Origin of the sequence: Kocuria sp., assembly GCF_030536815.1 — a bacterium.
Lineage (GTDB): Bacteria > Actinomycetota > Actinomycetes > Actinomycetales > Micrococcaceae > Kocuria > Kocuria gwangalliensis.
The window spans coordinates 1-1,608 of the sequence record NZ_JAUNPE010000329.1 but is presented as its reverse complement, the minus strand read 5'-3'; the positions used below and the strand labels follow the sequence as shown (position 1 = coordinate 1,608).

Sequence of the window (1,608 nt, the reverse complement as noted above, 5' to 3'; positions counted from 1 at the left end):
AGCATCTGTCTTGTAAACAGAGGGTCGCCGGTTCGAATCCGGCAGGGGGCTCCACTTGACTAGAGAAAACGCTCACTCATGACGGGTGGGCGTTTTCTTTGTGTGCACTTCGTGTGTTCCCGACCCGGTGAGGATTGCGTCCATGCGCTCACCTACGGTGCCGAGTTGGTCATCCATGGCATGGCTCCCGGGATCCGCGGGAATGAGCCGTGGGCTCGAGCTTTAAAGGTCCATGGCACGGGCTAATCGGGGCGAACCCGATACCGGCCGGCTCCTCAAGTCATGGGCAAGCTTGGCGGGCCTGCGAGAGGTGACACTCACGGAGTCGCCGTACGGGAACCGGGCCCTCGAGCTGGGAATGAGTACTCAGCCGGAACTCGCCACGATATCCGCGGCGTGGGAGGCCTGGTCGAGAGAGCCGGACGCGTGGTTCGCGATGCTGCACACCGAAATTCTCGCGCGTCCGGCCCTGCCCACCACCGAATAGACCAGCAGCCTACTGGTACTTGATCACCACGCGGCCGTCGATCTTGGCGTGGCGCATCTCGTCGAAGATCTGGTTGATCTCCCCGAGCTCACGGGTATGGAACGTGGGGTGGATCAGGCCGCGGGAGTAGAAGTCCAAGGCCTCCTCCATGTCCTTGCGGGTACCCACAATGGAACCGCGAATCGTGAGCCGTTTGAGCACGATGTCGAAAATGGGCGCGGGGAACTCTCCCGGGGGCAGGCCGTTGAACACGATGGTTCCCCTGCGTCGGGTCATGCCGATTGCTTGGCCGAATGCATCCGGATGCACGGCGGTGACCAGCACGCCGTGGGCGCCGCCGATCTCCTGTTGAATGGTCTCGGCCGGGTCCGCCGCGAACGCATTCACCGTGACTTCGGCGCCGTGCTTCTTGGCCAGCGCGAGCTTGTCGTCCGCAACATCCACCGCGGCAACCCGCATGCCCATGGCCACGGCGTACTGCACGGCAAGGTGGCCCAGGCCGCCGATTCCGGAGATCACGACCCATTCACCGGGGCGCACCTCGGTTTCCTTGAGGCCCTTGTACACGGTGACCCCGGCGCACAGGACCGGCGCCACTTCGTACGGATCTGCCCCCTCGGGAATGCGGGCCGCGAATTTGGCATCCACCAACATGTACTCGCCAAATGAACCGTTGGACGAATATCCCGAGTTGGTTTGTTCCTCGCACAAGGTCTCCCACCCGGAGCGGCAGTATTGGCAGTTGCCGCAGGAACTGCCCAGCCAGGCGTTACCTACCAGGTCACCTTCCTTGAGGTCATCCACCCCTTCCCCCACGGAGACCACGGTGCCCACGCCCTCGTGGCCGGGAATCAAAGGGAGGGTGGGCTTTACCGGCCAGTCGCCCTGGGCCGCGTGCAGGTCCGTGTGGCAGACACCGGACGCGATCAATTTGACGAGTGCCTGCCCCGGCCCCGGCTGGGGAACCTCGACGTCGTCGATGGTGAGTTCATCACCGAAATCGTGAACCACAGCTGCTTGGAAAGTCGAACTCATCCTCATGCTCCTTTGCACGATGCCACTAGTGAAACCGCCTCAGCGGATTTTTAGTCTAAGAGACACACGTCACGTTGACAACGAAG

General features: G+C 62.5%; 2 protein-coding genes. One reads left to right on the top strand and one right to left on the bottom strand.

Annotation, left to right across the window (positions count from 1 at the left end; genetic code table 11):
- Nucleotides 1–232: 232 nt before the first annotated feature.
- Nucleotides 233–487 carry a hypothetical protein gene (locus Q4E95_RS13685; protein ID WP_303383818.1) on the top strand — a complete coding sequence of 85 codons (255 nt, stop codon included), beginning with the start codon at nt 233–235 and terminating at the stop codon, nt 485–487.
- Nucleotides 488–496: 9 nt separating this feature from the next.
- Here Q4E95_RS13685 and adhP read toward each other — a convergent pair whose 3' ends face one another.
- Nucleotides 497–1,522 (bottom strand): alcohol dehydrogenase AdhP, encoded by a 1,026-nt coding sequence (gene adhP / locus Q4E95_RS13680; protein WP_303383817.1) that lies wholly within the window; start codon nt 1,520–1,522, stop codon nt 497–499.
- Between the last annotated feature and the right edge of the window lie 86 nt (nt 1,523–1,608).